Origin of the sequence: Burkholderia aenigmatica, from assembly GCF_902499175.1 — a bacterium.
Lineage (GTDB): Bacteria > Pseudomonadota > Gammaproteobacteria > Burkholderiales > Burkholderiaceae > Burkholderia > Burkholderia aenigmatica.
On record NZ_CABVQC010000058.1, the window covers coordinates 21245 to 47517 of the forward strand.

Consider the following 26273-nt stretch of genomic DNA (forward strand, 5'->3'; position numbering starts at 1 on the left):
GTTACTGCCCCTTCGAATCGTGTGCGTCGTCGTGACCGCGCTGCAGGTCGCCCTGCACGAGACGCCATGCGTCGTCGACGTTTTCCGTTTCGCCGCCGAAGATCGCGCGAACCCGCACGAAGAACATCGGGATCATGAAAATCGCGAGGAACGTCGCCGTGATCATCCCGCCGATCACGCCCGTGCCAATCGCATGCTGGCTCGCCGAACCCGCGCCGTTGCTGATCGCAAGCGGCAGCACGCCGAGCATGAACGCGAGCGACGTCATCAGGATCGGACGCAGCCGCAGGCGCGCCGCCTCGATCGCCGCGCGCACCGGCCCCATGTTCCCTTGCGCCTGCAACTCGCGTGCGAACTCGACGATCAGGATCGCGTTCTTCGCAGACAGGCCGACGGTAGTCAGCAGGCCGACCTGGAAGAACACGTCGTTCTCGAGGCCGCGCAGCATCGTCGCAAGCAACGCGCCGACCACGCCGAGCGGCACGACCATGATCACCGAGAACGGGATCGACCAGCTTTCATACAGCGCCGCGAGACACAGGAACACGACGAGGATCGAGATCGCGTACAGGATCGGCGCCTGCGAACCGGACTGGATTTCCTGGAACGACAGGCCCGTCCACGAATAGCCAATACCTTCCGGCAGCTTGCTCGCGAGCGCTTCCATCGCCGCCATCGCCTGGCCGGTCGACCTGCCCTCCGCGGCCTGCCCCTGGATCTCGATCGACGATACGCCGTTGTAGCGTTCGAGCTTCGGCGAACCGTAGCTCCAGTGGCCGGTCGAGAACGCGCTGAACGGCACCATGCCACCCGCGCTGTTGCGCACGTACCAGATGTTCATGTCTTCCGGCGTCATCCGGAACGACGCGTCCGACTGCACGTACACCTTCTTGATCCGGCCGTCGGTATCCAGGAAGTTGTTCACGTACTGCGACGCCCACGCGATCGAGAACGTCTGGTCGATCGCAGCGGCCGTGACGCCGAGCGCATTCGCCTTCTCGCGATCGATGTCGACCTTGTACTGCGGCGTGTCGTTCAGGCCATTCGGGCGCACAAGCGCCAGTGCGGGATCCTTCGCGGCCATCCCGAGCAACTGGCCCCGCGCGGCCATCAGCGCTTCGTGGCCGAGACCCGCGTTGTCCGTCAGCTCGAAGTCGAAGCCGGCGGCCGTCCCGAGTTCGGGAATCGACGGCGGGTTGAACGGGATCACCATCGCGTCCTTGTACTGCGCGTAGTGCGCGAAGGTCCGCCCGATCAGTGCCTGCACCTTCTGGTCCGAACGCTGACGATGCTCGTAAGGTTTCAGCTTCACGAACACGAGACCGGCGTTCTGGCCGCGGCCGGCGAAGCTGAAGCCGTTGACCGTGAACACCGAGTCGACCACATCCTTCTCGGTGGTGGTCAGGTACGTGTTGATGTTGTCGAGCGTCTTGCCGGTCGTTTCCTGCGTGGAGCCGGACGGCGTCTGCACGATCATGAACATGTAGCCCTGGTCTTCATCCGGCAGGAACGACTTCGGCAGGCGCACGAACATCACGCCGACCGCGATGAACACGGCCAGGTAGATCACGAGCCAGCGGCCCGAGCGCCGGATCACATGGTTCACACCGCTCGTATAGCGATCGCGGCTGCGATCGAAGGTCCGGTTGAACCAGCCGAAGAAGCCCTTCTTCTCTTCGTGATGCCCTTGCGGGATCGGCTTGAGGATCGTCGCGCACAACGCCGGCGTCAGAATCAACGCGACGAGCACCGACAGCACCATCGCCGACACGATCGTCAGCGAGAACTGACGATAGATCGCGCCGACCGACCCGCCGGAGAACGCCACCGGCACGAACACCGCCGACAGCACGAGCGCCACGCCGACGAGTGCGCCGGTGATCTGGCCCATCGCCTTGCGGGTCGCCTCCTTCGGTGACAGGCCCTCTTCCGCCATCACCCGCTCGACGTTCTCCACCACCACGATCGCATCGTCCACCAGCAGGCCGATGGCGAGCACAAGACCGAACATCGACAGCGTGTTGATCGAGAAGCCGGCGAGCCCCATGATCGCGAACGTACCGAGCAGCACGACCGGCACCGCGATCGTCGGGATGATCGTTGCCCGCAGGTTCTGCAGGAACAGGTACATCACGAGGAACACGAGCACGATACCTTCGAGCAGCGTCTTGACCACTTCCTCGATCGACAGGCGCACGAACGGCGTCGTGTCGTACGGATAGTGGACGACGAGACCGTGCGGGAAGTACTTCGACAGCTCCTGGATCTTGGCCCGCAGCGCGGTCGCGGTTGCCAGCGCGTTCGCGCCGGTCGCGAGCTGGATGCCGAGGCCGGCCGTCGGCTGCCCCATGTACTTCGTGTCGAACGTGTAGTTCTCGGAGCCGAGCGCCGCGCGGCCGACGTCCTTCAGGCGAACCTGCGAACCGTCCTGGTTGACCTTCAGCAGGATGTTGCCGAACTGCTCGGGCGTGCGCAGCAGCGTCGATTCGGTGATCGTCGCCTGCAGCATGGTGCCCGGCTTCGCCGGCGTGCCGCCGATCTGGCCGCCCGCGATCTGCACGTTCTGCTGCGTGATCGCGGCCGTCACGTCGGTCGGCGTGAGGCTGTAGTTGGTCAGCTTGACGGGGTCGAGCCAGATCCGCATCGAGAACTGCGAACCAAGCAGCAGCGTCTGGCCGACGCCGTTCACGCGGCTGAGCGGATCGAGCACGTGCGACGCCACGTAGTTCGTCAGGTCCTCCTTCGACATGCTGCCGTCCTCGGAGTTGAACGCGAACCACATCAGCCAGTTGCTGCTCGACTTCGTGACCTGCATGCCGAGCTGCTGCACGACCTGCGGCAGGTTCGGCGTCGCGAGCGACAGCTTGTTCTGCACCTGCACCTGCGCGACGTCCGGATTGGTGCCCGGCGCGAAGGTCAGCGTGATCGTCGCGTTGCCCGAATCGTCGCTCGTCGACGACATGTACAGGAAGTTGTCGAGACCGCTCATCTGCTGCTCGATCACCTGTGTCACCGTGTCTTCCACCGTCTTCGCGGAAGCGCCCGGATAGTTCGCCTGGATCTGGATCGTCGGCGGTGCGATCGTCGGATACTGCGCGATCGGCATCTTGAAGATCGATGCGACGCCGGCCAGCATCAGCACGATCGCGATCACCCACGCAAAGATCGGGCGATCGATAAAGAACTTGGCCATGAAACGGACTCCTTGTTATTGCGCGGCCGACGCAGCGGTCGAACGCGCGGCAGCATGGGCGGCAGTGCTCGCCGGCGCGGCGCCGGACGCATTGGTCGCGCTTGCCGGTATGCCGGACGCAGCGTCCGGTGCCGGCGCGAGCTGCGCCGCGACAGTCTTGACGGTCGCACCCGGGCGCACCTTGTCGACGCCCTGCACGATCACGTGATCGCCCGCTTCCAGACCGCCTTCGACGATCCAGTCCTGGCCATAGGTGCCGGTCGTCGTCAACGGATGCGTCTCGACCTTGTTGGCCGCGTTCACCACCAGTGCGACCGCCTGCCCCTTCTGGTCATGCGTGACGCCGATCTGCGGCACCAGGAACGCGTTCTCGTTCACGCCTTCCTCGATCCGTGCGCGCACGAACATCCCCGGCAGCAGCACGCGGCCCGGGTTCGGGAAGATCGCGCGAATCGTCACCGAGCCGGTGGTCTGGTCGACCGTCACGTCCGAGAATTGCAGCTTGCCCGGCTCCGAATAGGTCTTGCCGTCCTCCAGGATCAGCGACACCTTCGCCGCGCCCGGGCCGCTCGTCTTCAGGCGGCCGCTCTGCACGTCCTGGCGCAGCTTCAGCCCGTCGAGGCTCGACTGCGTGAGGTCCACATACACCGGATCGAGCTGCTGGACCGTCGACATCAGCGTCGCCTGGCTCGCCTGCACATACGCGCCCGGCGTCACCTGCGAAATACCGACGCGACCGGAAACAGGCGACACGACATCGGTGTAGCCGAGGTTGATCTGTGCGGTGTCGACTGCCGCCTTGCCGGCCGCGACGTCCGCCGCGGCCTGCCCTTGCGTGGCCACCGCGTTGTCGTAGTCCTGCTTGCTGACCGCGTTCGCGGCCACCAGCACCTTGTAGCGCGCGACCAGCGCGTTCTGCGTGACGAGGTTCGCCTGTGCCCTTGCGAGCGTCGCCTTCGCGCTGTTCAGCGCGGCGACGTACGGCGCCGGGTCGATCTTGTAGAGGCGCTGACCGGCCTTGACGTCGGTGCCTTCGGTGAACTCACGACGCAGCACGATGCCGTCGACTCGTGCACGCACCTGTGCAACGAGGAACGCGCTGGTGCGGCCCGGCAGTTCGGTTATCGCGGGCACGGCCTGCGGCTGGACGGTGACGACGCCGACTTCCGGTGTTTGCGGCGGCGGTGCCGATTCTTTTTTCCCGCACGCGGCCAGGAAAACGGTGGCCGTTGCAGCAGTGATTAAGCGGTATGGAACCCGTTCGACGCGCATGGAGCGACCTCTCACAAATAGACGACCTTCAATGGGAATCACCAGATCTCCTCGTGACCTGCACGCGCGGCCGGAATGCTGTCGCTTCCTGTTTGCCGCGCATGCGGTCGCGTATGTCGGGCGTACGATGCGCCCTGCGGAGCGTTCGTTCATCGAACTGCTTCCGTTGAAAAAACCATGAGCCTGCGGCCCCGGCCGGTGCGCGTTGCCGCGACGGCCAACCGGGCCGCTAGTTCGCCGGCCGGAACGCGGCGCCCGCGAATTCGATGAAGGCGCGTGCAGCGGCCGGCAAATGCGCGGTGCGCGCATGCGCGAGCTTCAGCGTGACGGGCGCGAGCGGGCGAACCGGTGCAACGCGCACCAGCGTGCCGGCCGCCAGATCGGCGTCGACGAGATACGCAGGCAGCACCGCGGCGCCCATGCCGGCGACGGCCAGCCGCCGTACCATCTCGAGATGGCCGACGCCCGGACTGCCGCCGGGCGTCGCATCGGGTCGAAGCGCAGCCGCATCGTCGTCGCCGGCCGCCGGCAGATCGAGCCGAACGGCCGCGATGTCCGGCCAGTCGCCCGACGCGGCCGCGCCGCCGTGCGCGGCGACATAAGCCGGCGCCGCGACGCGCAGGGATTCGTACGCGGCCAGCGTGTTCAGCGCATGTGCACCGGACACCGGCATGGCGTCGGTCAGGAATGCGACATCGATGGCTTCGGACGTCAGATCGACATGGGTATCGGTCAGCGTCACGGTCGGCCGCACGTCCGGAAACCGGTGCACGAAACGATCGAGCAACGCGCTCAACTGGCTGAGCCCGAACGCGACCGGCGCGGCAATGCGCAGCGCACCTTCCGGCTTGCTGCCCATCGCGACGAAGCGACCGTCGATGTCGTCGATCGCACCGAGAATCCGCTCGACACGCGCGAGATACAGTTCGCCGATTTCCGTCAGCGACTGGTGGCAGGTGCTGCGTTGAAGCAGGCGTACGCCAAGACGCGTCTCGAGCGCATCGACCAGCCGGCTCGCCATCGCCGTCGACACGCGCAGCCGTGTTGCCGCCCGGCGAAACCCGCCTTCCCTTGCCACCGTCACGAATGCCCGAATCGATTGAAGTTGGTCCATTTGTCCGGATTCCCCTGCGCGGTCGACTGCCTTGAAGTCCCCACCCGTCGCCGCGTCGCGGCCGACATGCAACGACCCGGCCAATGCGGCGGCTCCGACGCCGGCTACGCCGGGTCGGTCGCCACGCTCGCGCCAGACGCGCGGCGGCATGCAACGGACGCAAGCCGGCCTCGGCTGGGCCGATGCACGAACAGACGAATAGCAGTCCTGAGTCTTTTCCAGCGATTCGCAACGGCAATGCCGGCGGATGCAGCCGGCCATGCGACGGTCATAACCGCATCGCCCGTGCGCACTGGAACACGTTTCTTTCAGCAGGTGCAATGGTATGAAAACCGCCGGAAAATCGCTTGCCCGATCCTACGATTGTTTTGCCTTAATTTCCGAATTTGTGCGCCGCACACCGCGCAACGACGGGCAATGCGGTCGCCGGCGCTGCAGATCCGGATGATCGGGCTAAATTCCGACAGGTTTAGGCAATCACGTGCACGCGACTCGCCGTACGATGTGACCGCCGTGCCGGCACGCCCACCGGGAATCGCCGCCGCGTACCTTGCACGGACCACTCCGCCATCCGCTCACCCAACATGGAAATCGACGCCCGAACGCCGCCGCTACAGCGCATCACGCCTACTCAGGCTCCCCGGTCGCCCACGGGCCGGCTCGCTGCGCTGATCGCCGCCTACGCGCCGCACGACGGCACGTTCGAACTCCCGGTACGCGGCATGCGCATCGCGCGCGCAGCCGCATCGCCGCCGCACTGGAACCATGGCGTGCACCACGCGTGCCTGAGCATCGTCGGGCAAGGCGCGAAATCGATACGGGTCGGCGACGACTCCTACGTGATCGACGCATCGCGAATGCTGGTGGCAACGGCCGACGTGCCCGTCACCGGCCGCGTGACGTGCGCGAGCCCGGCCGAGCCGTTCCTCTATGCACAACTCGAACTCGACCCGGCCCGCATCGCGGCACTCACACCGCGCGTCTTTCCGCGCGGGCTGCCGAAGGCCGTCGACTGCGGCGCACTCGACACGCACAATGCACCGCCTGAAATCGTCGATGCCGTCGTGCGGCTGATGCAACTGATCGCGCAACCCGACGACCTCGACCTGCTCGCGCCGCTGATCGTCGACGAAATCCTCATTCGGCTGCTGCGCGGCCCGTCGGGTGCGCGTGTCGCGCAGGTCGGCCTGGCCGATTCGACGACACAGCGCATCTCGCGCGCCGTCGCGTGGATTCGCGACCACTACCTCGATCCGATGACGGTCGAATCGCTCGCGCGACAGGTGGACATGAGCCCGTCGACGTTCCATCACCACTTCCGCGCGGTCACGTCGATGAGCCCGTTGCAATGCCAGAAGGTGTTGCGGCTGCAGGAGGCGCGTCGCCTGATGTGCCTGTCGGCGATGGACGCGCGGCAGGCGTGCCGCAGCGTCGGCTATGTGAGCGCGTCGCAGTTCAGCCGCGAATACGCACGCCTGTTCGGCGATGCGCCGGGCCGCGATGTCCTGAAGCTGCGCGACGAAGCGGTGCCGCTATCCCGCGTCGCGCCATAGGCCGGCACCTCACGCGCGCGGCGTGTGCCGCGCTTCATTCCGTGGGCCTTCGCACGCTCGGCCTGCACGGCTTCATCGAGGCAGCGGACGAAGTATTCGGCCGGCGACATGAGCACGGCGCTGTCGCGGAACAGCAGATAGACATCGCGCGCGGGCCGCTGCCCGACGAGATCGAGCGGCGCGGCGGCCGTACGTATATCCGATTCCGGACGACGTCACGCTGCCGTTGACCCGTTGACCCGTTGACCCGTTGACCCGTTGACCGGAAGACTACACCGTCACGCGAGCGCGGGCGGCGCAGCCTGGCTGACGTCGACGCGTTTCGGCAAGACGCCGGCCTGATAGAACACGTCGGCGATACGCTGCTGATACGCGAGCGTGTCGCGCGTGACGGGTTCGACACCGAAGCGCGCGCGGCGAAATGCGAGCGCCACCGCCGGCTCCGGAATCCCCCAAAGCTTCGAGAACTCGGCCGCGCCCTGCGCGCGGTTCGCATCGAGCCATCGCTGAACCGCCGTCAGTTCCGACACCGCTGCGTCCAGCGCGTCGGCGTTGCGCTGCGCATACGTGCGCGACGCAAAGTAGTAGCCGCGATTCTCGACGAGCCCGGTGCCGTCCGCGACGATACGCGCGCCGAACGCCTGCTGGACCACCGCGAGAAACGGATCCCAGATGATCCATGCGTCGACCGAGCGGTTCTCGAACGCGGCCCGCGCATCGGACGGCGACAGCCAGACCGGCGTGATGTCCGCATAGTTGAGCTTCGCGGCCTGCAGCAGCCGGACCAGCAGGAAGTGCGTGTTCGAGCCCTTCACCAGCGCGACGCGCTTGCCGCGCAGGTCCGCAAAAGTCTTGACCGGCGAATCTTTCGCGACCACCACCGCCTCGGCCGCGGGGCCGGCCGGCGTCTGCGCGTAATAGACTAGCGGCGCACCAGCCGCGAGCGCGAAGATCGGCGGCGCCTCGCCGACATCGCCGAAGTCGATCGATCCCGCGTTCAGCGCCTCGAGTTGCGGCGGCCCCGACGGAAACTCGGTCCACGTGACGGTCACGCCGAGTGTCGCGAGCTTGCTCTGCAACGTGCCGCGCGCCTTGAGCAGGCTGAGCGGCCCTTTCTGATAGCCGATGCGCAACGTCCGCGCGCCGGCCGTGCTCGCCAGCGCGAAGCCCGGATGCGCGGCGGCACCCGCCGCGATCGCCAGGCCGGCATGCAGGAGCCGGCGGCGGGTTGTGGAGTGTTGGTCTGCCATGTCGTATCGGGTTCGATGAAAAGGACGCAGCTTTGCGCACGCATGCGATGAAGCTGATCGAACCGATTCTAGAAGGTTGGCGCTACGTATCGAACCAACGATGTTCGATATGGAAAGCAAGCGCTTTCATAAGGGCACGCAGGTTGCCCGGACGTCATTGACCGGGGCGGTCGTGAGGGTGCAGTCGACATCCGCTAAAAATACAGGATTACGTATTATTTAAGCGATTGGGGTGCAGCCTCGGGTCATACGCCGAAGGTTCGACTTCAGGACTTGCAGGAAGCAGTCAGCGCTGCCTCATCGGCAGCCAGCAACTCGGGTACGCATTCACGCAGGAAATCGACGAACGTGCGGATCTTCGCGTCGAGATACTGACGCGACGCGTACAGCGTATAGACCGTCAGCTTCTGCAGCCGGTAGTCGGGCAGCACGCGCACCAGCGCGCCGCTCGCGAGCGCGGGCAGCGCGGCCGACATCGGCAGCGAACCGATCCCGAGTCCGGCACGCAGTGCGGCGCCGAGCGCATCGGCGATGTTCACCTGGAAATCAGGCAATGGCAGTTCGAACGTCTCGCGTCCGTTGGGGCCGTCGAGATGCCAACGGTCGCGCGGAAAGAGCGGCGTGACGATCTGCAGGCACGCATGCCCATCGAGGTCGCTCACCGTGCGCGGCGTGCCGCGCGCCTTCAGGTACGCGGGTGACGCGCACAGCACGCTGCCCACGTCGCCGAGCCGCTGCGACACGAGCCCGGAATCGGGCAACTCGGTCGTGCTCAACTGTAGCGATACGTCGTAGCCTTCGTCGATGATGTCGGGCACGTGCTGCGACAGCGTCAGTTCGACCGCCACCGACGGATAGCGCTCACGGTAGCGCACGACCGCGGGCACCACGTAGGACTGGCCGAAACTCGTCGTCGCGTGAACGTGCAGCCGTCCCGACGGCTTCGCCTGTGCGTCGGCCGCCTCGGCTTCCGCTTCGTCGATATAGCCGAGGATACGCTGGCAGCGGTCGAGATAGCGCTGCCCGGCGTCGGTCAGTGCGATGCGGCGCGTGCTGCGGTTGAGCAGACGCGTGCGCAGATGCGTTTCGAGCTGCGCGACCGATCGCGATGCGTAGGCCGTCGTGATATCCAGGCGCTGGGCCGCGCTCGTGAAGCTGCCCTCCTCCGCCACCCGGACGAAAATGCGCATCATCTGTAACGTGTCCATCGACCTGTCCCCGGGATTGAGATCACGTCGCGCCACCGTGCGGCCATGGTGCCGGCGGCTCCGGCGCAGGCCGGTCTGGCGCGAATTGTGCGGAACAGTACAGCAGCAGTGCGGGCGTGTCCAGTTCGCCGTACGCGACGTGATCCGGATGCCGAACCGTGTCGCCGCGCCGCCGTGCGCGACGCGTACGGTTCGTGCGCCGACGCGACCGGACGCCCCCGCGCGCGAACGGCATCGGATCGGCAATAGCGACCCGGCGACCACGGTGCCGCGTCGCGATTCACGTCACCTATCGCGCATTACGCCGCGGCTGCCGCATCGAACGGATTGCGCAGCACGATCGTGTCGTCGCGCTCAGCGCCGGTCGTGATCATCGAAACCGGTGCGCCCGCGACCGCTTCGATGCGCGCAATGAAATCCTGCGCGGCGCGCGGCAGCGCCGCACGTTCGCGGATCCCCTTCACGGTGCCGCGCCAGCCGTCGAACCGCTCGTACACGGGCTTCGCGCGCGACTGCGCATCGAGGCTCGCCGGCAGATGATCGACCCGCACGCCATCGAGTTCGTAGCCGACGCACAGGTCGATCGACTCGAAACCGTCGAGCACGTCGAGCTTGGTGAGCGCCAGCGAATCGATGCCCGAGATCCTGACGGCCTGACGCAACTGCGCCGCATCGAGCCATCCGCAGCGGCGCGGCCGGCCGGTATTCACGCCGAATTCCTGCCCGCGTGCGCGCAGCGTTTCGCCGGTGGCGTCGGACAGCTCGGTGAGGAACGGACCGCCGCCGACCCGCGTCGCATACGCCTTGGTGACGCCCAGCACGTGGCCGAGCTTCGACGCGCCGAGCCCCGTACCGGCCGCCGCCGCCGATGCAACGGTGCCGGACGACGTCACGAACGGGTAGGTGCCCCAGTCGATGTCCAGCATCACGGCTTGAGACCCTTCGAACAGGATGCGCTCGCCGCGGTCGGTCGCGTCGTTGAGATCAGCCCACACGGGGCGCACGAAAGGCAGGATCCGCGGCGCGAGGTCGACCAGCGTCGCCAGCATCGCGTCGCGGGAATACTCATCGAGCCCTAGGCCGCGGAACCACGCGTTGTGATGGTCGACCAGCACATCCAGTTTGGCGGCGAGCTGGCCCGGTTCCGCGAGATCGCCGACGCGCAGCCCGCGACGCCCGACCTTGTCCTCGTAGGCCGGCCCGATCCCGCGCAGCGTGGTGCCAATGGGCTCGCGGCGCAGACGCTCCTGGGCCTCGTCGATCGCGCGGTGGATCGGCAGCACCAGCGTCGCGTTCTCGGCGATCGACAGGTTGTCCGGCGTCACCGACAGCCCAAGCTCGGCCATCCGCCCGATTTCCGCGAGCAATGCCTCCGGATCGAGCGCCACGCCGTTACCGATCACGCCGCGCTTGCCGCGCACGACACCGCTCGGCAGCAGCGCGAGCTTGTACGTCTTGCCGCCGACGACCAGCGTATGACCCGCGTTGTGGCCGCCGTTGTAGCGTGCAACGAGATCGGCCTGTGCCGCCAGCCAGTCCACGACGCGCCCCTTACCTTCGTCGCCCCATTGGGCACCCACGACCACCACGTTCGGCATGCTCCGCACTCCATGTGAGAAATTCAGACAATCGTTCGGCCGAGCCGGCCGTTTGTGTGCCATATTGGCGGAGCTTGAACGCCCGATCAAACGATTAAACCTGAACTATCGTGTGAGTAAATTTCACGCGAAATGATGCAATGGCCCGACGACTCCCTCCGTTGAACTCGCTGCGTGCGTTCGAAGCCGCCGCGCGCCTCGGCAGCTTCACGCTGGCCGCCGACGAACTGTGCGTGACCCACGGTGCGATCAGCCGGCATGTGCAGCAACTGGAAGCGTGGCTTGGGCGGCCGCTGTTCGAACGCCATAACCGGCGGGTCGAACTGACCGACACCGGCCGCGCGTATCTCGCCGAGGTCGGTGCGTCGTTCGACCGGATCGCGCTCGCCACCGCACAGCATTTCGGCCATGCGCAGCAGCGCGTGCTGCGCGTGAGCGCACCTGCGACGTTTTCGTTGCGCTGGCTGGTACCGAAGCTGTCGTCATTCCAGGTTGCCCATCCAGCCATCGAGGTGCGGCTGTCGACGTCGAACGAGCCGATCGAAAAGCTGCGCGACAAGGTCGACCTGATCGTTCGCGGCGGCCCCCAGGCCATCGACGGTTACGTTGCCGAGGAATTCCTGTCCGAAGTCCGGCTGCCGGTGTGTGCGCCGAAGCTGCTGGAGGGGCGGCCGTTGCATACGCCCGCCGATCTCGCCGGCTTCACGCTGCTGCATGCGGCGACCTATCCCGGCATGTGGCCCGAATGGCTCGCGGCAGCCGGACATCCGAATCTCGTGCCCCGACACTCGCTCACGCTCGAGCATTTCTACCTGACGCTGCAAGGCGCGCTCGACGGGCTCGGCGTCGCGATGGGGCCGATCGCCCTCGTCGCAGACGACATCGCCGAAGGTCGGCTCGTGCAGCCGTTCAGCGAACCGGCGCTGCCGCCGTGGCGCTACTTCACGTACGTGGCCTCCGCACGCGCGAACGACGAAGCGGTGCGGGCGTTCAAGGACTGGTTGAAGGTGACGGGCAACGCGTCTGCGCTAGGCGGGCGGCACTGACTGCGGCGATGTGCGGGTCGTGCGCGTCGAGACGTACAGGAATGCGAATCAAATAACGCAAGCGTGTGGAACGCGTTTGCGCTTGTCGAGACCAGGAAGGTTGGTTTCGATGTGCGCCGCGGGGACGCGACGCATACGGCAAGCCGCGGATCGAACCGCGGCTTGCCCCGGACGACGCTTACTGACCAGCGCCGGCGGCTTTCTTCTCCGCGTTCTGCAGGTTCTGCGGATAGTTCGGATCATTGGCCGCCGGCTTGTAACCGGCATCTTCGAGTTTCTTCAGCTCGGCGCTGTTCTTTGCACGTGCAGCCTTGCGCTCTGCCTTGTGTTGCGCCCTGGCCGCCTTGCGTGCCTGGCTCTTCGCCGCCTTGGCGTCCTGTGCGGTAGGCGCGCTGGCGTCGGTCTGTGCAAACGCGGGAACTGCCGAGCCGAACAGGAACGCGGCTGCGGTAGCAGCCAGCGTGAGTTTTCTGATCTGGATTCGCATCGCTGAACTCTCTTTTCTGGTTTATCACGGATTGAAAGACCATCGAGATACCGCCCCTGCCCCGATTGGTCGTCATGCCGTAATCGGGACCTGTGCATCATAACCGCGTCGCGAAAAATGTGGCGTCGTCGTGGCAGCGGAATTGGGATACACGTATGGGAAAAGATGTGAACGCCGCTCGACCGTCACCGGGGGGACTGCAGGAACTGCGTATCGCGCTGTTGCAGTAACTGAAAACGTTCGATGTAGCCGCGCTTCTGCGACGCGGATCGGTCATTTACGCACAGCGCGGTGCGATGCGAGGGTCCAATGACTGTTTCATCGGCGGTGTTGCCGGCGGGCTTGCACTTGACTGTCCGTCATCCGACCAATCGCGATCACAGCAGCAGCAGTCGACCTGTGCATCACGTTGCCGGTCGCCGCGGTTCAAGCGGCGGTTCCTCCCATAAACGACCACGAATCGGTTTTACGGCGATCAAGGCACACGCAATGCGCATTGCCACAGCGCGCGGCGCTCGACCCGGCAACCAATCGATGAACTGTGATGCGCAGGGTTACCTGAGCCGGTAAACGCATCGCCGTGTGGTGTGGTCCTGTGGTCTGTCTGACAAAAGGCGTGGACGCGTCGCGTGCGGTGAAGACATCCGCCGGAATCATTTCACGACTCCGCAGACGGTACCGCACCGATGTTGGGATACCCGTCGAGCGAGGGTGGCACGTAGCGTCGAGGTTGCGGGAACGTCTGTGATCCGTCCGATTCTGCTCAGCAACGCCTCGCACAACACGCCCGAACCACAGGTTTTTGATTCCGCGGCTTTGACCGGCCGGCATCCCGACGGGTGCGTTGCCCGCACAGCGGGCCGATTCCTGTGGTCTCGTCTGGTCGGTGAGCTTTTACGGGATTCGGAAGGGTTCGACGGTGAGCATGTTCGGGATCGTCGCTCGAATTCGAGTGCGGTGAGCTTCGTGGTCACCCGTATCTTCACTTTGGTTCACGTTGTGCATCAGATCGCTTCAGGAGCCGGCCGCATGCATTGGAGGCGCCGACAACCCAGTTCATCGGCGGAAGCCGTTCCTGGATCTCTCCTTGCGCCCCGGGGGCACAGCATTGATCTTCGGTTGGCGACTTCAAAGGTAGAAAGTTGGAAGACTTTGGGGCGGTGAAGCGACGCGCGTCGATTTCCTCTGTGCACAGCTCACAGGCTAAATTTGACGAGAGACCCAGGCAGGCAATCGAAAAAACTTGTCTGCCGACAGCGACGCACGAGTGCAAAAAAACCCTTCGCCCGCCATCCCGGATGATTTCAAGCTGCTGTGAACGAGACCGAAGAGATCAGCGTTTCCGGTCGCTGATTGGCTTGGCTGGCCGACAAGGGGAGCTCGAAAGGTCGCGGCGCCGGCTTTTTTTGATCCCATAAATGGGAACCTGTGTCTGTAAACAGAGGTTTTTCTCCCATAGGTTTCTACGTTTCCGTTGATGTGAGTGTGTACTCACCTCTTCTGGGAGCCTTGTCGGGCCTGAAACCACTGTGGATCCAGGAGCCCGGCCAGGGTTTCCCAGGGCTGAATCGAAGCATCGCGGTGCTTTCTACACCATAGACGGCTACCCATTGGTAGCGGTTTATGGGGCTCGTCTTTTTGTGGAGGCGCACGTGTGTTTACATCTTTTGTAAACCACGTTTACTTCTTTAACTACTTTTAGACGGCTCACAGCCTTATCTGACAAGGGTTTGAAGGGTGTTCGGTACCCATTTATGGGAGCACAGGTGGAAGGGTCTGGGGTTTAAGGTCTGTGGATTTGGGGTTTGGGGTACCGCGTTGTGGGGAATCGGGGTTGTGGATATGGGGTAAGCGTACCCGGTTATGGGAAATTGGCCTGGAAACGTGTTGGGTAGTCGTCTATGGGAATCCCTGCAGGTAGCCTTTTATGGGGTCCTTTTTTCGATCCGTGAATGGGCAGGTGCACAGCGTTTTTCTTGTGGTAGTCGGCTATGGGGAACCTCTAAGGTACCCGGTTATGGGGGGTATTTGTGGCTGCTCGATTGCATTTCACCAAGATTCCCGGCGGCGGGTTTCCCATGGACAGGATCGATGGCACGGACAGGTAGCCATTTATGGGGAAAACAACTGGTTGCCGTTTATGGGAGCGATGTCTGCCTTCAGGGCCAAAATCCGCGCTGCCAACGCAGCTGACGCGGATCGATAGGTACCCACCTGTGGGAATCGATGAAGGTAGCAAGTTGTGGGAAGAAAACACGACCGTGCTGCAGGGCACCACGATTTCGCCCAACGATCTCGATTCCGCGCATTTGCTTCCCATGGATGGTTACCTTCCCGAGGGCAAATCTCGTGCCGGGTTTCCGTGTCCGGGTATCTAAGGTAGTGGCTTGTGGGAGGCATTTTTGTCGAAAGGTAGATGGATATGGGGCTCCGCACAGATTGTCCGATTGTGAATTTTCCTTTCGAATCTGGAGGTTAGCCACGATAGTACAAGTAAAGCAGGAACAGGGGCGTTGCTCCTCGACGCGAAAAGGTATAAAGTCCGCTATCAACAAGGTCACCTTATCCGGACATTACGATGCCGCGCAAGCCCGCAAGCAAAGGCTCAGACAAACAGGTTTCGCTGTTTCAGACACCCGAGCCTCCCGACTTGCTGCGCAAGGCGGTCCAGGCGATTCATATCGCACCCAAGTCCGGAAAGATCGGTCTGCAGCAACGCAAGATGTTCAGCTCGCTGATCAAGAACGCGCTTCGGCAGGAGGCGTTCGAGCCGGGCCGGACGAGCTTCTCGATCTCGATCGCGTCGCTTTCGCACGAGAGCGGGTTGAACAGCAACAACACGAAGTACGTGAAGGACACGGTCAACTCGCTGATCAGTACCGTCGTCAACTGGGACTACCTGGCCGCGGATCGCTCGACGGTCTGGAAAGCGTCGGGCCTGCTTGCCGGCGCGGAGCTCGAGCAATCGGTGCTGAAGTACAGCTTCTCCGACCAGATTCGCAGCGAGTTGCTCAACCCCGAGATCTACGCACTGATCGATATGCGGATCGCCCGCGAGTTCCGGCGGTCGCACTCGCTCGCGTTGTGGGAAAACACCGTGCGCTACGAGGGGATCGGCATCACCGCGAAGATCCCGCTGCCGAAATTTCGCGACCTCATTCTGGGTCAGGACAAGGCGTCGCAGTCGTACAAGGAATACAAGCTGTTCAAGAGCAAGGTCCTGGTGCCGTGCATTCAGGAGGTGAACGAAGTATCGGATCACACGCTCGAGTTGATCGAACACAAGTCGGGCCGGAGCGTGGAAGCCGTCCAGTTCAAGGTGACGCGCAAGCAGAGCGCCGATACGGTGGAGGACGGCGACGTCAAGAACGAAGCGCTGGTCGAGGAGGTCGCCAAGTTCGGCATTCCGCGTTCGGAAGCGCGGCGGCTGATTACGCAGTACGGCGTGCAGCGCATCAGGGCGGCGATTGCCTATACGCTCAATCGGACTACGAAGAAGAATGCGGCGCCGGTCGACAATGTCGCCGCGTATTTCCGCAAGGCGCTGACGCACGGCTACACGCTGGCCGACGGACAGGGAACGGAGGCGGCCGCACCGGCGAAAGAGTCCGCGCAGAGCAAGCAGGAGCAGATTCGCGACAAATATCTGGCGGCGAAGGTCGAGGAAGCCGGCGCGTATTTCCGCGAACTGGAGATCGACGACCAGACCAAGCTGATCGATCGTTACAACGAGACGGTGGCGGGCTCGAAGGACCTGACGCTGTCGCCGAAGAAGAAGGCGAGCAAGCTCGCGCAGACCAGCTTTTTCCGATGGCTGGCGCTGGATACGTGGGGCGAACCGACCTCGGACGACTTGCTGGAATTCCTGCTGAAAAGCAGTCTCGCAGGCAACTGAACGAGGCCTCGCAGCCGGGTGCGTATCGCGCGCCGGACGTCGTCGTCCGGCTTCGCGATGCAACGCGGATGCGAGGCCTTCTGCTTTTGGCGCGTTACTGTTGCGTGGCCGCTGCCAGTTCGGCAACGTACGCATCGATGACGGTCTTGAGCTTGTCGGCGAGCGCCTCCTGGTGCGATGCGTCGACGCCCTTGAGCTGCAGATCCAGACGCCCGTCCGGGTAGGTCTTCAACTGGCCGATCGCGCGCGATTCGAGCGCGAAGTCGTGACGAACGCTGTAACGCGTGCGTCCCGCTTTCTTGCTGCCGTCGCTCTGTGCACGCAGGAAATTCTCGAGATCACGAACCGATTTCTTCCGGTCGATCACGGCCGTCAGCAGCCGGTCGGCCGTCGGCTCACCCAGGCGTTCAAAGATCAGCTTCAGGAAGTACGCCGCCTGCAGGCCGACCACGTCGTTCGCGCTGGCCATCCGTTCCAGGAGCGTGTTCGGGAGCGCGTTGAGCGACAGCGTCTTGCTGATCGACGCCTTGTCCTTGCCGATCTTTTCCGCCAGCGTGTTCTGGTCGGAAAAGACCTTCTCGTCGAGGAGACGCTTCCACGCGACCGCATCGTCGAAGATTGTCTGGCGTTCGTGGTCGTGGTTCGCGCGATACGCGATCGTATAGAGTTGCTCGGGCGTGTGGTCGGTGCGGAACGTGGCGTTGATGGTTTCATCGCCGTTGATGCTCGTCGCGCGGAGCCGGCGTTGCCCGTCGATCACCACGAGCTTGCCGGGAAACTCCGGGAGCCGCGTCACCTTGATCGGCTCGATCTGCCCTTCCCGTTTCAGCGTCAGGGCGAGCTCGTGCAGGCTCGACTCCGAGTAGAACACGCGCGGGTTGAACGGGTTCGGGATGCAATCCTTGACCAGCACCTTCTGCGGCGCGCCAAGATCCGACGTGCCGGCGGGCGTGGCCGCAGCCGGGGCGTTGGCGGGTGCCGTGTCGACGACGGTATTCGGTGTGGCCGCCGGTTCGGGCAGCCGCGTTTCGAGCGCCGCATTTTCCTGCGCGAGTCCGCGCAGCAGGCCGGCTGCGAGATGCAGGTTGCCGGTCGGCTTCTTGTCTTTCGAGGTGTCCTTAGCCATGGGCGGCTCCGGTAGCGCGCGTCGACGCGATGTATTGGGCCATTTCCGTGACCAGCTTTTCGATTTCCGCTCGAGCTTCTTTCAGGCCCTTCAGGTACCGATTGTGATGATGGATCGTGGTGCCGAGCGCAAACGTCTGACGGTAGACCTCGCGTTGCGCGATCTGGCTGTCGAGCAGATGTTCCCCTATTTCTTCTGCCCTTAGAATCTTTAAAATTTCTTCACGCATTTTAGTTTTTCCATTAACACTATTCAGCATTAATGCAGAAGAAAGATTTGGGTTACGAACGGAGCGCATCGACTCGATCATGCGGATCATCGCGACGGTGCTGTAGAGATCGGCCGGCGACGGCGACAGCGGCACGAGGCAGAAATCGGCGACTTCGAGCACGGATGCAATTCGCGGATCTTCGAGGTTGCCGGGACAGTCGACGACGATCACGTCGAAGTTCGCGTCCTGCTTCTTGATCTCGCCGCCGATGCCGCGACCGGCAGGGGCCAGCGAAAGGACCGTCATCGGCAGCGTGTTCTCGCCGCTCGTCACCCACCGGACGGACGTGCCTTGAGGGTCGGCATCGATCAGGGCGACCTTGTTGCCGCCGGCCTCGAACGCAGCCGCGATATTGACGGAAATGGTTGTCTTCCCAGTCCCACCTTTTTGATTACTGACGGCGATCTTGAAAGCCATTAAATTCCTCCACGGAGTTTTGCGTAATATATGCAGTTATTATCAAAATGTCCAGAAAAGCCTTCGATGCGATGCATGTCTTTGTGATCGATGTGGTTGTCACGTGACAAGTGGGCCGAATGGCTAACGAGGCAGTCGTAGTTGGTAGTCGAGTAAAAATAAAATTGACGATCACACTCGAAAAGGATGGGCAAAGATCGAGAGAAAACTCGGCGGACTTCAACGTCGATGCCAGAGTAAGCGCGTAGAGATTAGTCGCTCGATCTTCTTTTGCTTCCGACGGAGCTCGCTGTGATTCCAGTAACTTGGTTGCACGGATGCCGTCGGTAGAGCTGGTTGTCACGTGACAAGTCTCGGGGATTTGATTCTTCTCGGCGCCATCCGGCACCAGCAAGTCGTTGATTCGATCGCGCTTGCGGATATGGCGAGAGCATTTCAATGCCCAATATCCGCATTGGGCTTGGCGCGACTACTTCCAGTGAGGCGAGTTGTCACGTGACAATCGACTTGGAACGGGAGGCGGTGTCAGCACTGAGCCACCTCTCAGAAGGAGTTTTTAGTCGAACTCCATTGGGTGCGAACAGGTAGATCGTTAAAGGAGCGGTTTGCCACCATTGGATCGTCGCGCGGTGCAGTTTACCGGGCGGGTTGGGTGGTGAGTTGTCACGTGACAACTGGGAAGTTGTATTGGTGAACTTGGGTGTCGAAATGGTACGTGCGCTGCATGTCGGTTGGGATACACCTTCGTCTCAGAGTCTGGTTCATCAAGTGGTTTAGGTCCCCTGCGTTCATCGCTGGCTAGCCACATTCCAGTCCCAGCGGAGACGTGCCGGTCGGCTTGCTGAACGACACCTCACGATGTGTGTCGCAGATGTTTTGATGTGTCCCCATTTATGACGGGGCTCCAACCCAACTTCGTCGCATCCGGTGGCCGGCAGGGGAGGGTATGGCTTTGTCACGAGTACCCAGCCTGACGGCCAACGCAGTCAGGCGCTTCTACACAACCGTCGTGTATCCGAGGCCCCGATTGACGACAAATTCCAGCACTAAGGGCCATCAGACAACTCAAACGAGCCGGATCGTGGAACATTTTCTAGAAATGCGGTGTTCGTGGAAATCCTTGTCCAGCAATGGGTTGTGCCATATTCTTCATGTTGTTTCACGCAAAATTGATGAGATCATCCCTGTAAATAGGGGCGTATGATCATTTCGCGTTCCGCGCTCGGACGTTTGCGCGAAGACATCAAGAATCGTCTCGTTTGATATGTATTTTGTGGTATTTGAAACAATTTTCTGCTGGCCGGACATCGGAGGCAATTCGAACTGCCGCAAATCACATACATGACGGCCGGTTTCGAGTTGCTGGTTAGATGTGCCGCGCCAGTGATCATCGCGAGTTGTCACGTGACAACGCATGCTCCAGTTGCACCGTTCGTTGGATTGAAGCGTGCCGCAGGAATCTCGGCACCAAAGAATTTGTGGTCGAGCGTCCGGAGGAAAGTAAGACGACTCGATCGTTGCAGGGGCGAAACCCTCATCAGCGCATGAGGTCGCTATGAGCCGGCTTGCATGTGGCCGATTGATGCTCGGAGTTCGGGTACACGTTCGACGTCGCGAGACACCCACCCATCGCTCGATACTCAATTAGCGATTCCCAGCCGGGCTCCGACCAATCAATCCTGAGTTGGCAAGAAGCGCTCATCCCGCTGCGCTCGACTGACTCACCCGGATCGATCCCTCACGCGTGAAGCCGATCCACCCAATGTGCGGGTATCACCACGATCGGCTTTTCATCTCTCCGGTACCGTCCCGCGATCGTTAAGTCGCTGCCACCGACAGAACGACGTCCGCCCCGCTCCGCAGGCTATCGATATCTCTCCGCGGCGAATTGCCGAACAACCGGCTGTATTCGCGATTGAACTGGGTCGGGCTCGCATATCCGACCCGGAACGATGCCGACGCTGCGTCGAGCCGCTCGGACAACATCAGCCGACGTGCTTCGTTGAGCCGCATCCATTTCTGGTATTGCAGTGGACTCATGCCGGTGAGCTGACGGAAGTGGTGGTGGAAGGTCGAACTGCTCATCTGAACCTGCGCCGCCAGATCGTCGACTCGCAGCGACTCGTCGTAATGGGTTCGCAACCACTGGATCGCCCGTGACACCCGGTTGCCCTGACTGCCGGCGGACGCGATTTGACGGAGACGGCCACCCTGGTCGCTCGTCAGCAGCCGATAGTAGATTTCCCGCTCGACATACGGTGCGAGAACGGTAATGGCGTTCGGGTCATCCAGCAACGTCAGCAACCGGTTCACCGCGTCGTAGAGCGGTTCGTTCATCTCGCCGACGACGAGGCCGCGCCCTGCGGGAGCTTCCTCTTGATCCGCTGCGACCTGTGCCATCAGTTCGGCCATGACGCGAAAATCAAGCTTGAGCCCGATGCCGAGAAACGGTCTTTCACGGCTGGCCTCGATGACCTGCGTCGATCCGGGCAAGTCGAGCGACGTGATCAAAAAGCGGTTGGCGTCGCAGAGATACACGTCCCCACTTTGAATGATCCGCTTCGTGCCTTGAACGACGAGACCGAAGCTCGGCTCGACCATGCAGTCCATCGGTTGCGTTGTCGCTTCCCTTCGATGGAGGCTCAGGTTCGGAATGGCCGTGGTGAGGTGGTCGACGCCTTCTGTCCACCTGGCGACGCGCTCTGCGAGCGTTTGCCGCAGATCGTTCTCCCGGCTATGGCTGGTTGAACGGGGGGCTGCAAGGTCGAGCGCAGCGATAGCGGCGTCTGATTGGCCGGGTGCCGGATGCATGACTTCTCTACTCAGGTGATCGGGTCTATAGGCGGGCCGCCGGCGTGCGGGTACGCCGGCAACGCGCCTCCCGGACTCGCGGCATGACTGCGCGCCCGGGAAAAATGCGCAACGACCGGTGGGACTACTTCGTCGCTTGCGACGCGCAAAGCGACCAGCGGCGCGATTTCGTGGCAACGGACGTCACGCGCTCGTCCACCGTGCGCCACCACCGCTCGCCCCGGTGCGGCGCGTCGAGCGCGAGGCGCTCGCCCATCCTGGGCGTCGACAGCTCGACGCCCCGCACGATTGCCAGCGCCGTGACGCGTTCGAACGGTTCCTGCCAGCGGTGCATCGCGAGATCGAACGTACCGTTGTGGATCGGAACCAGCCGGCGTCCGCGCAGATCGATGTGCGCCTGCACGGTCTCTTCCGGCTGCATGTGCACGTAAGGCCATTGCGCATCGTATGCGCCTGTTTCGATCAGCGTGATGTCGAACGGCCCAAGGCGCTCGCCGATCGCCCGGAAACCGTCGAAGTAGCCCGTGTCGCCGCTGAAGAACACGCGCAAGTCGTCGTCGACGATGACCCAGGACGCCCACAGCGTGCTGTTGCCATCGAACAGGCTGCGCCCGGAAAAGTGCTGGGCAGGTGTCGCGGTCAGTGTCAGGCCGGCCACGTCGACACTCTGCCACCAGTCGAGCTGACGGACTTTCTTCGCGTCGATGCCCCATTCGATCAGGCGGTCGCCGACGCCCAGCGTGGTCACGAACACACCGGTGGTTGCCGCGAGCGCGAGCACCGTGTCGCGGTCAAGGTGATCGTAGTGGTCGTGCGACAGGATCACGCCGCGCAGCGGCGGAAGATCTTCAAGTGCGATCGGCGGCGCATGGAAACGCTTGGGGCCGACGCGCTGAAACGGCGACGCGCGCTCGGCAAACACCGGATCGGTCAGCCAGAATTCGCCGCGCAGCTTGAGCAGCAGCGTCGAATGGCCAAGCCGGTACAGGCTGCGATCGGGGGCCGCATCGAGTTCCGCGCGGGTCAATGAATCGATGGGCAGCACGCCCACGGGGACGGTATTGCGTGGCTTGTTGAACAGCATGTTCCAGACGATCCCGAGCGTCTTGCCCAATCCCTCGACCGGCCGCGGCGCGACATTGCTGAAGCGCTCGCCATTGTGCTGCGGCGAGCCGCCAGACAGCGCGCGGCCGCGTCGGGCGGCCGCAAAACCCAGAATGCGATGAATCAAAACGAGAGGCGATGCCATGTCGGTTCGTCCGGAGAATAAAGTACACTGGACAGTGTAGTTTATTTTTGGGATAAGTAAACTGCCCGGTGTAAAATTTCTGAATGGATACCAGCACGCCCCCTCAGCGCTTGACCGATCGAAAGCGCGCGGCCATCGTCGACGCGGCCATCGAGGAATTTCTCGCATCGGGTTACGACGCGACCAGCATGGACCGCATTGCCGCGCGTGCGGACGTGTCGAAGCGCACGGTCTACAACCATTTCCCGGGCAAGGAAACGTTGTTCGCCGCGATCCTGCAACAATTGTGGGAGGCGACCCGAACCGGCAGTTCGCCGACCTATCGTGCCGACGTGCCGCTGCGCGAGCAATTGCTTGCGTTGCTGGATCGCAAGATGCGCCTGCTCAGCGACGAAGCATTTCTCGCGCTCGCACGCGTCGCGATCGGTGCGGCCATCCATTCGCCGGAACGTGCGCGCGACATGGTCGAGCGTCTCGGCGAGCGCGAGGAAGACATGACGGCCTGGGTGCGAACGGCCGCGGCGGCCGGACGCCTGGCCGTCACCGATCCGGTGTTTGCCGCGCATCAGCTGCACGGTGTCGTGAAGGTATTCGCGTTCTGGCCGCAGATAACGATGGGCCAGCCGCCGCTTGAGGCGGCCGAGCAACGAAAAGTCGCGGAATCCGCTGCCGACATGTTTCTCGCGTACTACGCGCGACCGGAAGACCGCGACGCATCACGCGGTGAAACGAGCTGATCGTGCATCCGGTCGAACAGGCGCGGATCGAAACCGGCGCGATGCGCATGATCGATGCGCGCCAGGCACCGACGAGCCGGCAAACCGGCAGATCCGCGAAAGCGAACGCGGAACCGCCGCATATGCAGGCGGACCATCCAGCGGAAACCGGCGATGCCGCCGGCGCACCTGAAACCGAACGCGAGTGACGACGCATGAAGACGCTGTTGATCGTCTATCACACGATGACCGGAGGCACGCAGCAGATGGCCGAAGCGGCTGCCGGCGCGGCGCGCGAGCAACCTGGCGTCGACGTCAGGCTGCAGCGTGCTGACGCGACGAGCGCCGCCGACGTGCTTGCCGCCGACGCCTACCTGTTCGCAACGCCGGAGAATCTCGCGGCCATGTCCGGGTTGATGAAGGATTTCTTCGACCGCTGCTACTACGCGGCGCTCGATCGCGTGAACGGCCGCCCATATGCGGTGATGATCTGCGCGGGAAGTGACGGACAGAACGCGTTGCGCCAGATCGACCGGATCGCGACCGGATGGCGGTTGAAGAACGTGGCGCCGGGCCTGATCGTCTGTACGCACGCGCAGACGCCGGAGCGCATCCTCGCGGCGAAGACGATCGACGGCGATGACCTCGCGCGCTGCGCCGAACTGGGCGCCGGTCTTGCAGCAGGACTCGCGCTGGGCGTTTTCTGATCACCCGCGCCGTGACCGCGACGGCCGGCGGAGCGAGGCCGGGGCGAAGCAGCACGTTGGTGCACACCACCCGTGCATGCTCGTGCGGCACCGATCCTGCCGGCACCGGATTGGCCGAATGCCGGGCCCTTAGCTGCCTTTTGTCGCCGCCGAAGGCCGATGGTATTCGGGCCAAAGTCGTTTCACGAGATCGCGCGATGCGCCATAGGCATGGCAGCTGTCGATCTTGAGCGGCTTTCCCTCGCTGTCGCGCGCCTCGAGCGATGACTTCCGCATGCCGACCATCGTCTGGTAGGCCGTGGTGGCGATCGGGCCGAGCAATTCCTTCAGGTGCGTGCACGTGTCGCAGGACGGCAGGCGCTTGCGAACCTCGCTGTTCCAGCCGGCACCGATGCTCAGTCCGACGAGTGCCTGCAGCGAGTCGCCGCCGCCCGGGCACTGCTCATACGGATGCGACCGGAGGAACGTCGATACGGCGCGGACGACCATGTCGGCGTCGAAGACCAGCGTCACGCCGAGGTCGTGGATCGGCGACAGCGCAGCGACCGTCCGCGTGCCGCCTGGTGGCGTGAAATCGAAGGTCTTGCGATCCGCGAGGCAGGCCGTTACTTCGAACTGGCCGTCGCTGCGCCGATAGCCGCGCATGTCGATCTGCCGATGGTGAATTTCCTCACGCGTGATGCCGTCGTGCGGAATGTCGGGTGGGGGAACCATGTATCTGCTCCGTTTCGTACAACCGGTTCTTTTCGCAGGCAGGGATGTCGACGGCTGGCCTGGCCAGGTGCGCAGCGAAACGGCCGGAGCAGGTTGCCGACGACATCGATCCGGCCATACTACGCACTTTTCGGCATCCTCGTACGCCACGGGATCGATGCGCGCGCAACGAGTCGTGTACGGGCACCGATGTCATCGAAGGGGGACCCGCACGTCGCGATACTTGCGCGGGTCCATCGTCGTGCGTCTCGCGTTGCCGTGATCGTTGCGTCGCACGCGGCCGACGGTGTTTTCCGGGATGCCGAGTCGTGCGAGGCTCGCGACGCCCCAAGGCGGCACGATCGCGTTCGACGTCCCGCGGCGGAACAGCGCGCGCGTGGTGTCGACCGGTGCGGCCGGGTCGATCGCCATGCGCAAGATGGCCCCGATTTCCGCCGAAGCGGATGAACGGCGTGACTTCCGGAAACGTATCCATATAATGCGCAACACGACCGCACGGACGCATTTCCGGTGCCCCGAATCGGGCCAATGCAGACCAGCGAGTCAACCGGCCGTCGCGCGTACCGGTATACTTCCACTCCTGCCTTGTCCGGCATCGTGGCCGGGTGCCTGAAAACAGAGTGGCGTGCGCGATGCGGCCCCGTTGTGTTCCGCATCGGCGGCAGACGGGTCGCCCGCATGGCGGCGAAGCTTTTGCGCCGCGCGGCATGGCCGCACGAACCACACCTTATATTCCTGGTGGATTGAATTTATGGGTTTTGAACAACTTGCCGAATTGCGGGCGCAGCTCGCAGCGAAGGCCAAGCAGGAGCGCAACGCGAAGCGGCCGACAGCGCCGGCGGACACCGGCGCGAAGCCGAAGTCCGGTGACCAGCCGCAGCGTGGCGCCAAGCCGGCTGCGGCCGGCGGCAAAGCACCGCATCGCGCGAAGCCCGCTTCGGCGAAGCCGTCGGCGCCGGTGGATCCGGTCATCGTTGCGATTGGCAAACTGCAGCGTAAGTTTCCACGTGCGTTCCCGAAGAATCCGGCCCCTAAAGTGCCGCTCAAGGTCGGTATCTGGGACGACCTCGCACGTGAAGCACAGGCCGTCGGGCTCAACGAAGCCGAACTGCGCGAAGCGATGTCGACGTGGTGCCGTGGTAACCGTTACTGGTCGTGCCTCGTCGAAGACGCGGTGCGGGTCGATCTGCAGGGCAACGAAGCAGGGCGCGTCACGCATGACGACGCTGCGCGGGCGCGCCGGCTGAAGGCTCGCCGCCCCGGCAAGGGCGCGGCGCAATCGGCCAAGGGCGCGCCGCAGCAGCCGAAGGCCGAGCAGCAAGCCGAGGCCGCCGCAGCCGATCCGCAACCGGCGAACGTGGAGGCGCAAGCCGACGCAGCGCCGCAGGTCGAGCAGCAAACGGCCGGAAACGAGTAACCGGCACCGCGCCGCTGCATCCCGCACGGCGCTGCCTCGCATGCATTTCGTGTGCGGCGAATGACACGGCAGGCTGACCTGCCTCGGCAGAGGCAGGTCAGGACCGCACCCACCGGCGCTCGACGTGCCGGGCCCTTATCCATCCCGCCTTGAACCGACCACGCGCCGGACGAAGAAAGTTCGTCGATCGGCGCTGCATGCGCGATGTGTCGACGTTGTCGTATGCGCA

Annotated in this window: 21 protein-coding genes; 7 read left to right on the forward strand and 14 right to left on the reverse strand. The window is 63.6% G+C overall.

Features of this window, described 5'->3' with window-relative positions; all coding sequences use genetic code 11:
* Position 1 precedes the first annotated feature (1 nt).
* From BDO18943_RS31525 to BDO18943_RS31535, 3 genes are all read right to left on the reverse strand, one after another.
* A complete protein-coding gene (locus BDO18943_RS31525) occupies positions 2 to 3193 on the reverse strand; it encodes an efflux RND transporter permease subunit (protein ID WP_175025356.1) in 3192 nt (1063 codons plus the stop codon).
* A 15-nt stretch (positions 3194 to 3208) separates the two neighbouring features.
* Positions 3209 to 4465, reverse strand: coding sequence for an efflux RND transporter periplasmic adaptor subunit (locus tag BDO18943_RS31530; protein ID WP_175025357.1), 1257 nt, complete (start codon positions 4463 to 4465; stop codon positions 3209 to 3211).
* A 229-nt stretch (positions 4466 to 4694) separates the two neighbouring features.
* Entirely contained in the window at positions 4695 to 5579 is an 885-nt protein-coding gene (locus BDO18943_RS31535; protein ID WP_175025358.1) for a LysR family transcriptional regulator, read from the reverse strand.
* Positions 5580 to 6163: 584 nt separating this feature from the next.
* Here BDO18943_RS31535 and BDO18943_RS31540 point away from each other — a divergent pair.
* Complete coding sequence (locus BDO18943_RS31540; RefSeq protein WP_175025359.1) at positions 6164 to 7132, forward strand: AraC family transcriptional regulator; 969 nt, start codon at positions 6164 to 6166, stop codon at positions 7130 to 7132.
* A 278-nt stretch (positions 7133 to 7410) separates the two neighbouring features.
* Here the strand turns inward: BDO18943_RS31540 and BDO18943_RS31545 are convergent, their stop codons facing one another.
* From BDO18943_RS31545 to BDO18943_RS31555, 3 genes are all read right to left on the reverse strand, one after another.
* Complete coding sequence (locus BDO18943_RS31545; RefSeq protein ID WP_175025360.1) at positions 7411 to 8382, reverse strand: aliphatic sulfonate ABC transporter substrate-binding protein; 972 nt, start codon at positions 8380 to 8382, stop codon at positions 7411 to 7413.
* Between the two features lie 266 nt (positions 8383 to 8648).
* Positions 8649 to 9590: a LysR family transcriptional regulator gene (locus BDO18943_RS31550; protein WP_175025361.1), complete on the reverse strand. Its 942-nt coding sequence runs from the start codon at positions 9588 to 9590 to the stop codon at positions 8649 to 8651.
* Between the two features lie 299 nt (positions 9591 to 9889).
* The gene (locus BDO18943_RS31555; protein ID WP_175025362.1) at positions 9890 to 11188 is read right to left on the reverse strand and encodes an adenylosuccinate synthase; all 1299 of its coding nucleotides are present in this window, start codon (positions 11186 to 11188) and stop codon (positions 9890 to 9892) included.
* A gap of 140 nt (positions 11189 to 11328) precedes the next feature.
* Between BDO18943_RS31555 and gcvA the strand changes: the two genes are divergently transcribed.
* Positions 11329 to 12234 carry a transcriptional regulator GcvA gene (gene gcvA / locus BDO18943_RS31560; RefSeq protein ID WP_175025363.1) on the forward strand — a complete coding sequence of 302 codons (906 nt, stop codon included), beginning with the start codon at positions 11329 to 11331 and terminating at the stop codon, positions 12232 to 12234.
* 178 nt (positions 12235 to 12412) lie between these two features.
* Here gcvA and BDO18943_RS31565 read toward each other — a convergent pair whose 3' ends face one another.
* Positions 12413 to 12721, reverse strand: a complete 309-nt coding sequence (locus BDO18943_RS31565) for a hypothetical protein (RefSeq protein WP_043185391.1) — start codon at positions 12719 to 12721, stop codon at positions 12413 to 12415.
* Positions 12722 to 15299: 2578 nt separating this feature from the next.
* Here BDO18943_RS31565 and BDO18943_RS31570 point away from each other — a divergent pair.
* Positions 15300 to 16616, forward strand: coding sequence for a replication initiation protein (locus tag BDO18943_RS31570; RefSeq protein ID WP_175025364.1), 1317 nt, complete (start codon positions 15300 to 15302; stop codon positions 16614 to 16616).
* A gap of 94 nt (positions 16617 to 16710) precedes the next feature.
* Here the strand turns inward: BDO18943_RS31570 and BDO18943_RS31575 are convergent, their stop codons facing one another.
* The 5 genes from BDO18943_RS31575 to BDO18943_RS31595 form a co-directional block, all read right to left on the reverse strand.
* A complete protein-coding gene (locus tag BDO18943_RS31575; RefSeq protein ID WP_175025365.1) occupies positions 16711 to 17742 on the reverse strand; it encodes a ParB/RepB/Spo0J family partition protein in 1032 nt (343 codons plus the stop codon).
* Positions 17735 to 18430 carry a ParA family protein gene (locus BDO18943_RS31580; protein WP_011350423.1) on the reverse strand — a complete coding sequence of 232 codons (696 nt, stop codon included), beginning with the start codon at positions 18428 to 18430 and terminating at the stop codon, positions 17735 to 17737. The genes BDO18943_RS31575 and BDO18943_RS31580 overlap by 8 nt, the downstream gene beginning before the upstream one ends.
* Positions 18431 to 19579: 1149 nt before the next feature.
* Complete coding sequence (locus tag BDO18943_RS31585) at positions 19580 to 19834, reverse strand: hypothetical protein (RefSeq protein WP_175025366.1); 255 nt, start codon at positions 19832 to 19834, stop codon at positions 19580 to 19582.
* Positions 19835 to 20248: 414 nt separating this feature from the next.
* The gene (locus tag BDO18943_RS31590; protein ID WP_175025367.1) at positions 20249 to 21241 is read right to left on the reverse strand and encodes an AraC family transcriptional regulator; all 993 of its coding nucleotides are present in this window, start codon (positions 21239 to 21241) and stop codon (positions 20249 to 20251) included.
* A gap of 124 nt (positions 21242 to 21365) precedes the next feature.
* The gene (locus BDO18943_RS31595) at positions 21366 to 22490 is read right to left on the reverse strand and encodes an MBL fold metallo-hydrolase (RefSeq protein WP_175025368.1); all 1125 of its coding nucleotides are present in this window, start codon (positions 22488 to 22490) and stop codon (positions 21366 to 21368) included.
* Between the two features lie 83 nt (positions 22491 to 22573).
* Here BDO18943_RS31595 and BDO18943_RS31600 point away from each other — a divergent pair, with 83 nt between their 5' ends.
* From BDO18943_RS31600 to BDO18943_RS31610, 3 genes are read left to right on the forward strand one after another with little or no spacing between them, the layout of a single operon-like run.
* The gene (locus BDO18943_RS31600; protein ID WP_175025369.1) at positions 22574 to 23227 is read left to right on the forward strand and encodes a TetR/AcrR family transcriptional regulator; all 654 of its coding nucleotides are present in this window, start codon (positions 22574 to 22576) and stop codon (positions 23225 to 23227) included.
* Between the two features lie 41 nt (positions 23228 to 23268).
* A complete protein-coding gene (locus tag BDO18943_RS31605) occupies positions 23269 to 23415 on the forward strand; it encodes a hypothetical protein (RefSeq protein WP_175025370.1) in 147 nt (48 codons plus the stop codon).
* 6 nt (positions 23416 to 23421) lie between these two features.
* A complete protein-coding gene (locus tag BDO18943_RS31610) occupies positions 23422 to 23913 on the forward strand; it encodes a flavodoxin family protein (RefSeq protein ID WP_085042978.1) in 492 nt (163 codons plus the stop codon).
* A 129-nt stretch (positions 23914 to 24042) separates the two neighbouring features.
* On the opposite strand, the gene BDO18943_RS31615 is transcribed toward BDO18943_RS31610, so the two are convergent.
* Both BDO18943_RS31615 and BDO18943_RS31620 read right to left on the reverse strand, forming a co-directional pair.
* Positions 24043 to 24627, reverse strand: a complete 585-nt coding sequence (locus BDO18943_RS31615; RefSeq protein WP_175025371.1) for a DUF2889 domain-containing protein — start codon at positions 24625 to 24627, stop codon at positions 24043 to 24045.
* A gap of 192 nt (positions 24628 to 24819) precedes the next feature.
* A complete protein-coding gene (locus BDO18943_RS31620) occupies positions 24820 to 25038 on the reverse strand; it encodes a hypothetical protein (protein ID WP_175025372.1) in 219 nt (72 codons plus the stop codon).
* Positions 25039 to 25378: 340 nt separating this feature from the next.
* Between BDO18943_RS31620 and BDO18943_RS31625 the strand changes: the two genes are divergently transcribed.
* Positions 25379 to 26044 carry a ProQ/FinO family protein gene (locus BDO18943_RS31625; RefSeq protein ID WP_175025385.1) on the forward strand — a complete coding sequence of 222 codons (666 nt, stop codon included), beginning with the start codon at positions 25379 to 25381 and terminating at the stop codon, positions 26042 to 26044.
* Positions 26045 to 26273: the final 229 nt, after the last annotated feature.

Excerpts from the sequence above, each read along its gene's own strand:
- BDO18943_RS31525 (WP_175025356.1), bottom strand. The coding sequence starts at position 3,193 with ATGGCCAAGTTCTTTATCGATCGCCCGATCTTTGCGTGGGTGATCGCG.
- BDO18943_RS31530 (WP_175025357.1), bottom strand. The coding sequence starts at position 4,465 with ATGCGCGTCGAACGGGTTCCATACCGCTTAATCACTGCTGCAACGGCC.
- BDO18943_RS31535 (WP_175025358.1), bottom strand. The coding sequence starts at position 5,579 with ATGGACCAACTTCAATCGATTCGGGCATTCGTGACGGTGGCAAGGGAA.
- BDO18943_RS31540 (WP_175025359.1), top strand. The coding sequence starts at position 6,164 with ATGGAAATCGACGCCCGAACGCCGCCGCTACAGCGCATCACGCCTACT.
- BDO18943_RS31545 (WP_175025360.1), bottom strand. The coding sequence starts at position 8,382 with ATGGCAGACCAACACTCCACAACCCGCCGCCGGCTCCTGCATGCCGGC.
- BDO18943_RS31550 (WP_175025361.1), bottom strand. The coding sequence starts at position 9,590 with ATGGACACGTTACAGATGATGCGCATTTTCGTCCGGGTGGCGGAGGAG.
- BDO18943_RS31555 (WP_175025362.1), bottom strand. The coding sequence starts at position 11,188 with ATGCCGAACGTGGTGGTCGTGGGTGCCCAATGGGGCGACGAAGGTAAG.
- gcvA (WP_175025363.1), top strand. The coding sequence starts at position 11,329 with ATGGCCCGACGACTCCCTCCGTTGAACTCGCTGCGTGCGTTCGAAGCC.
- BDO18943_RS31565 (WP_043185391.1), bottom strand. The coding sequence starts at position 12,721 with ATGCGAATCCAGATCAGAAAACTCACGCTGGCTGCTACCGCAGCCGCG.
- BDO18943_RS31570 (WP_175025364.1), top strand. The coding sequence starts at position 15,300 with ATGCCGCGCAAGCCCGCAAGCAAAGGCTCAGACAAACAGGTTTCGCTG.
- BDO18943_RS31575 (WP_175025365.1), bottom strand. The coding sequence starts at position 17,742 with ATGGCTAAGGACACCTCGAAAGACAAGAAGCCGACCGGCAACCTGCAT.
- BDO18943_RS31580 (WP_011350423.1), bottom strand. The coding sequence starts at position 18,430 with ATGGCTTTCAAGATCGCCGTCAGTAATCAAAAAGGTGGGACTGGGAAG.
- BDO18943_RS31590 (WP_175025367.1), bottom strand. The coding sequence starts at position 21,241 with ATGCATCCGGCACCCGGCCAATCAGACGCCGCTATCGCTGCGCTCGAC.
- BDO18943_RS31595 (WP_175025368.1), bottom strand. The coding sequence starts at position 22,490 with ATGGCATCGCCTCTCGTTTTGATTCATCGCATTCTGGGTTTTGCGGCC.
- BDO18943_RS31600 (WP_175025369.1), top strand. The coding sequence starts at position 22,574 with ATGGATACCAGCACGCCCCCTCAGCGCTTGACCGATCGAAAGCGCGCG.
- BDO18943_RS31605 (WP_175025370.1), top strand. The coding sequence starts at position 23,269 with ATGCGCATGATCGATGCGCGCCAGGCACCGACGAGCCGGCAAACCGGC.
- BDO18943_RS31610 (WP_085042978.1), top strand. The coding sequence starts at position 23,422 with ATGAAGACGCTGTTGATCGTCTATCACACGATGACCGGAGGCACGCAG.
- BDO18943_RS31615 (WP_175025371.1), bottom strand. The coding sequence starts at position 24,627 with ATGGTTCCCCCACCCGACATTCCGCACGACGGCATCACGCGTGAGGAA.
- BDO18943_RS31620 (WP_175025372.1), bottom strand. The coding sequence starts at position 25,038 with ATGGCGATCGACCCGGCCGCACCGGTCGACACCACGCGCGCGCTGTTC.
- BDO18943_RS31625 (WP_175025385.1), top strand. The coding sequence starts at position 25,379 with ATGGGTTTTGAACAACTTGCCGAATTGCGGGCGCAGCTCGCAGCGAAG.